Here is a 5,627-nt window from a genome sequence, read left to right on the forward strand (position 1 = left end):
CACTCAGTGATGATGCCCTGGCGCAGCTCCGCCGGCAGCCGGGGCGTCTACCTCGATGCTCACCTCGGTGGTGATCTCGCCGCCGTCCTCGAACTGCAGCGTCACCGGGAAGCTCTCCCCAGCCACCAGCGGCTGCTTAAGCCCGAACAGCATCACGTGATTGCCACCCGGCTTGAACTCCACTTTGCCAGCCGCGGGCACGTCGACCGCCTCGACCTGCTGCATCTTCATCATGTCGCCCTGATGCACATGGGTGTGCAGCTCGGTCTTTTCGGCTCGTGAGGTCTGCGCCCCGATCAGGCGCTGTGGCTGCTGACCACGATTTTCCAGTATGAAGTACACCGCGCCAGTCGGAGCGCTGGGCGGCATTGCCCGCGACCACGCCTGGCTGACAGCTAGCTCACTGGTAGCCGGTTGTGTCGAAGCCTGATGGTCGTGGTGGTGCTCCTGCGCAAGGGCAGGCAAGCAGAGTGCCGCAAAAGTACCAGCGGCCAGTAAGCGAAGCAGCATGAGAGAACTCCCGTTCTGTTGAGATGCGCCATATTACGCCGCTGGCCCTGCAGCGGTACGTCTGGGTAGTCGACTTATCGGTCGGCCATGGCCTGCGTGCCGCGATGGAGAGGAGGGTGCAGCAATTTGCCACAGGTATGTTTGTGACACTATATTGCGACGCCTGCACTTGAAGCCGTCGAGGATTTCTGTAGCACCTGGTTTTTCTGAACGAAGCGTTTATCAAGCGCGGCTGATCGGCTTCCTGCACCAAGTGATTGCTCCGACCCTGGTGCTCGGCCATGATCGGCGGCCGCTCAGACAAGCTCGGTACTCCCGGCCATCAGAAGTCGGGGCAAACCGACCAATACACTTTCTTTTTCACGCCCCGACGGTTTTTGGGGCATACGAGCTTGTCGTTTCTTGCAACGCGCAGGACGCGTCATGTGTTTATACGGACATGATTTATATGAGTTCTGGAAAGTTCGGATTTCTTCCCACCTGCCTGTCTGTCATCGCCCTTGCAGCTATTTTCACTACCGCCTGGTGGCTTCATCCTGAGCGAGCGGTTGCCGGTTTCGCCGTAGCTGGCAGTCCCCATGCGTTGCCGCTTGCCAGCAAGGGGCCGTTTTACAGCACCCGCTTCGCATCCTCCGATCTCGACGAATTTGTCCATGCCTCGTCGGTCACCTCCTTGCCGGATGGTGGCCTGATGGCCGTATGGTTTGCCGGTTCGCGCGAAGGGGCTGCGGACGTTCAGGTGCGCGGCGCGCGATTCGACGCGATTGCGGCGGAGTGGGGCGAGGAACTGGTCCTGGCAACTCGCGAGTCGACCCAGAAGGCGACCCAGAAGCACATACGCAAGCTCGGCAATCCGGTCATTGCGCTGGCTCCCGACAACAGGCTGTGGCTGTTCTATGTGTCGGTATCGATCGGTGGCTGGGCTGGCAGCGCCATCAACGCCATGTATTCGGATGATCTCGGAGAAACCTGGTCGACTCCCAGGCAGCTGATCACCACCCCCTTCTTGAACATCAGCACACTGGTGCGCAATGCCCCGGTATTCCATCAGGACGGCACCATAGGACTGCCCGTCTACCACGAGTTCCTCGGCAAGTTCGCCGAGTATCTGTACATCAGCCCGAACGGCGAGGTGACCGGTAAAAGTCGAATCAGCAAAGGCAACGATTCACTGCAGCCGACAGTGGTGCCGATGGACGAGCAACATGCCGTTGCCATGCTGCGCTATGCAGGTGCCAGCCATCATCGCGTGCTCGCCAGCCGCACCGCGGACGCCGGCAGAACCTGGAGCAAGCCTTATCCGATCGACCCGGCCAACCCCAATTCCGCGCTCGCAGCGGTGGCCACGCCCAACCATGGCCTGCTGGTTGCCCTGAATGATCTGGAGGACGGACGTTTCCGGCTTCGCCTGATGGAAACCGACTCGAGCCTCGATCTCTGGAAGCCGGTGATTGACCTGGACGAATCGCCTGACCCGGAGGGCAACCCGTTCACCCCGGAGGTATATCGGGAAATCATCGGCGACAAGTTTCGCCTTTCCAGCGGGCCGCGGCGGCTATCGCTGGTGGACGAGTTTCTGACAAACCTGGATAAGCGCGTCTGCAAAACCCATGGCTGCGATTTCGAGTACGAGTATCCCTACTTCATCAGGAGCGCCGACGGTCTCTACCACCTGGTCTATTCCTGGAACAATACCTTCATCAAACACGTCAGCTTCAATGATGCCTGGCTACTGGAGCAGCTCTGATGCCTGAACTCTGGCAAGCGCATCTGACCTTCGGGTTACTCGCTTTCATCGTCACGCCTGGATTTGGCCTCGGCCGCGGGTTTCAAGGGCTTCGCCTTCTCCTCCTGCTAGGGATCAGCTTCATTCCCGTGGACGGTCTGTCACTGGCCGCCTACATGCGCAGCTTCACCGATGACGTAGCCATCACGACGCTGGTGGCGCTGGCATTTTTCGCGGCGGTGCGCTTGGGACTGATGGCGATGCCGCCGCAGAACGCGCGCGTGCAATTGTTGATCGTGATGGCGGGGCTGGCGCTTTTTCTCTACCCGGCAACGATGGGCCTGTCCTATCTGGACCCCTATCAACTCGGTTACGCCCCCCGCCCGCTGATCGCGGTGGTGGGCGTGCTTGCCCTGGGATTGCTGCTGCTCAGGAACTGGTTGGGGGCTTCCATGCTCGGCCTTGCCACCTTGGCGTTCAGCCTGGGGATCAAGCCGTCGCCCAATTACTGGGACTATTTGCTAGACCCCTTCATCGCCTTGTTCAGCTGCGGGGCGTTGCTCGTCTATGCCTGCAAGGCACTCGTGCGCAAGCCAATGCCCGCGTGACGAAAATTACTCCAGCCGACCTGTGATGGCTCGGCTGCGCTATTTGACGATTCGATAGATTCGAGGTTGGGACAATGGGTTGGCTTCAGTCGCGGCGCCTGCATTACTGGTTCGGTGCAGTCGGGATTCTGTTCATTGCGCTCGCAGCATTGCGCGGGATTTTCTTCGTCGGTTTTTCCGGACTGGCGCCCAGCACGCTCGGCACGGTCGAAGCCGTACCCGAAACGCTCGGAATCGGCCTGCGTTTCGATCTTCGCCTGGCGATCCTGTTGATGTTGCCGATCGCGCTGTTGGCGTGGCTGCCGGTCTGGAACCTGACGCGCTCCCGCGTCCTTCGCTGGGTGGCGCGGCTCTATCTGGCACTGGCGCTTGGTGCAGTGCTGCTGGTCTACATCATCGATTTTGGCCACTACGCCTATCTCGGGGTGCGCATCAATGCCACCGTGTTGCGCTTTCTGGAGGACGCGCAGATATCCACCGATATGGTCTGGCAAACCTATCCAGTGGTCTGGATCAGCGTTGGCTGGGCGGCGGCAACCGCTCTGGTGTGGTGGCTGCTGCTGCGCTTCGAGCGGGTCACGCTGGATCGTCCGGCAAAGCGAATCAGCCGGCTTTCGCTGATCTGGGGTAGTGCGCTGATGGTGGTGGCTGTTTTCGTCGCCATCCTCGGGCGCGTCGACAATATCAATCTGGAAAACCCGGTGCCGCTGCGCTGGAGCGATGCGTTTTTCTCGGGCGACAACCAGATCGCAGCCCTTGGCCTGAATCCGGTGATCTTCCTCTATGACACGCTGAAGGTCCCCAATCAGCCGTATGACCGGGAACAGGTCGAGGCCCATTACGATGTCGTTAGCCATTACCTGGGCGTCGACCAGCCTGATGCGAAAACGCTGAATTTCAGCCGGGAGCAGGGCGTTCAACCCTATGCGATTGACGGAAAGCGGCCGAATGTCGTCTTCGTCATGCTCGAATCCCTGGGAACCACCGCAGTGGGCGCCTATGGCAATCCGCTCAATCCGACTCCCAATATCGACCGGCTGGCCAAGCAGAGCTGGTTCTTCAAGAACTTCTACGTTCCCGTGACCGGCACCGCGAAGACCGTGTGGGCGAGCATATCCGGCGTACCAGACGTTTCCCGGCAGGAAACCGCGACGCGCAATCCGCTGATCACCCGGCAACACAGCCTTGTCAACGCGCTGCAAGGCTACGACAAGTACTACATGATCGGCGGCAATTCCGGCTGGGCCAATATGAATGCCCTTATCCGCCAGAGCATCGACGACATCCAGCTATATGAAGAGCGCCACTGGAACTCTCCGATGGTGGATGTATGGGGAATCTCCGACCTGGACCTGTTCAAGGAAAGTGACCGGCTGCTGCGAGAGCAGGGGGAGGGCAAGCCTTTCTTCGCCTATATCCAGACGGCGGGCAATCATCGCCCGTTCACCATACCCAAGCAGAACGACGGCTTCGAAGCCCTTGATCTGCCTTTGGAAGAGGTACAAGGCGCGGGCTCCCGCAGCGTGGCGCAGTACAACGCGGTCCGCCTTCTGGATTTCAACATCGGCCGCCTGATGGAGATTGCGAAGGAAGGCGGCTGGTATGACAACACCATCTTCGTCATGTTTGGCGACCACAACACGCGTATCGCCCAGATTCCGCACATGCTGCCCGCATACGAAAAGCTGGGGCTCGAGAGCAATAACGTTCCGTTGCTGATCCACGCGCCCAAGCTGCTGGAGCCACGAGTGATCGAAGAGGCCGTGGGTCTGGCCGATCTGCTACCGACCGTACTGGGCATGGCCGGCATGGAGTTTCGCAACGGTGCGATGGGACGCGACATCCAGCAGCCGGCTCCTGAAGGGGAGCGAGTGGTTCCACTCGTGCTCCGCGAAGGCACGTTCCCGCTGATTGGTGGCGTGACCAAGGACTTTCTTCTGCAGATGCAGCACGACGGCAGCCAGCCGACCTTGCACGAAATTGCATCACCGGAGCCTCTGGTCGACGTAGCCGACCGGTATCCCGAGGAATACCAGCGACTCGTCGCCCTGACACGGGGACTGCACGAGGCATCGCGCCTGATGCTCTATCAGAACGTCAGAACGGACTGAGTTCCAGGGCGATCATGGTTGCCTATCCGCGAGCGAGCGGATGGGCAGATCGGGCGAACTTGAGCGTGACGTTACAGCGTCAGGCTCAATAGAGAATCATCAGCCAGGTGACCGCCACCATCACCAGCGACAGAAGTTGCGCCGCGCTGCCCATGTCCTTGGCGTTCTTGGAAAGCGGGTGCAGTTCGAGCGAGATTCGGTCGATTGCTGCCTCTATCGCCGAGTTGACGAGTTCGACTACCAGTGTCAACAACGGCACGATCACCAATAACAGGCGTTCGATTCGGCTGACGTCGAGCGTGAACGCCAGTGGTATCAGGACAGCGTTGAGCAGCAGCAGCTGCCTGAAGGCAGCTTCGCCGACAATCGCAGCACGGATACCGGCAATGGAGTATCCGAGCGCTCTCAGGATTCGCCTGAGACCTGAGTGCCCCTTGAGCGATTGCGCGTTGAGTTCTTCGATGCTGCTCATGTTCAACTTCCTGGCAGAATTGTGGCGAGTATAAGCATCCCGCGGCAGAGAGCGCGTGCTGATCGTGGCTAAACGAATACCAGAGAGGGAAAGGACCAGAAGGTGGCGATGGCAAAGCACGGCCATTACCACAAACGCAATTTAACATAATATAGATTATGCGAAGCGCCTGATTTAAAGCGCGCGCCCATCATCAAGCA

The 5,627-nt window shown here is 59.6% G+C and carries 5 protein-coding genes; 3 read left to right on the forward strand and 2 right to left on the reverse strand.

Going from position 1 to position 5,627, the window contains the following annotated elements; genetic code table 11:
• Nucleotides 1-3: 3 nt before the first annotated feature.
• Complete coding sequence (locus LO50_RS19870; RefSeq protein ID WP_041754353.1) at nucleotides 4-510, reverse strand: copper chaperone PCu(A)C; 507 nt, start codon at nucleotides 508-510, stop codon at nucleotides 4-6.
• A 583-nt stretch (nucleotides 511-1,093) separates the two neighbouring features.
• Between LO50_RS19870 and LO50_RS19875 the strand changes: the two genes are divergently transcribed.
• The 3 genes from LO50_RS19875 to LO50_RS19885 all read left to right on the forward strand — a co-directional run bounded on the left by LO50_RS19875 (nucleotide 1,094) and on the right by LO50_RS19885 (nucleotide 4,955).
• Nucleotides 1,094-2,257 carry a sialidase family protein gene (locus tag LO50_RS19875; RefSeq protein WP_014820233.1) on the forward strand — a complete coding sequence of 388 codons (1,164 nt, stop codon included), beginning with the start codon at nucleotides 1,094-1,096 and terminating at the stop codon, nucleotides 2,255-2,257.
• Nucleotides 2,257-2,844 (forward strand): hypothetical protein, encoded by a 588-nt coding sequence (locus LO50_RS19880; protein ID WP_014820232.1) that lies wholly within the window; start codon nucleotides 2,257-2,259, stop codon nucleotides 2,842-2,844. Before LO50_RS19875 ends, LO50_RS19880 begins: the two co-directional genes overlap by 1 nt.
• 74 nt (nucleotides 2,845-2,918) lie before the next feature.
• Nucleotides 2,919-4,955, forward strand: coding sequence for an LTA synthase family protein (locus LO50_RS19885; RefSeq protein WP_014820231.1), 2,037 nt, complete (start codon nucleotides 2,919-2,921; stop codon nucleotides 4,953-4,955).
• An 85-nt stretch (nucleotides 4,956-5,040) separates the two neighbouring features.
• On the opposite strand, the gene LO50_RS19890 is transcribed toward LO50_RS19885, so the two are convergent.
• Complete coding sequence (locus LO50_RS19890) at nucleotides 5,041-5,427, reverse strand: diacylglycerol kinase (protein WP_044316126.1); 387 nt, start codon at nucleotides 5,425-5,427, stop codon at nucleotides 5,041-5,043.
• Nucleotides 5,428-5,627 lie beyond the last annotated feature (200 nt).

The sequence above is a fragment of the Stutzerimonas stutzeri genome (assembly GCF_000935215.1).
Classification (GTDB): Bacteria; Pseudomonadota; Gammaproteobacteria; order Pseudomonadales; family Pseudomonadaceae; genus Stutzerimonas.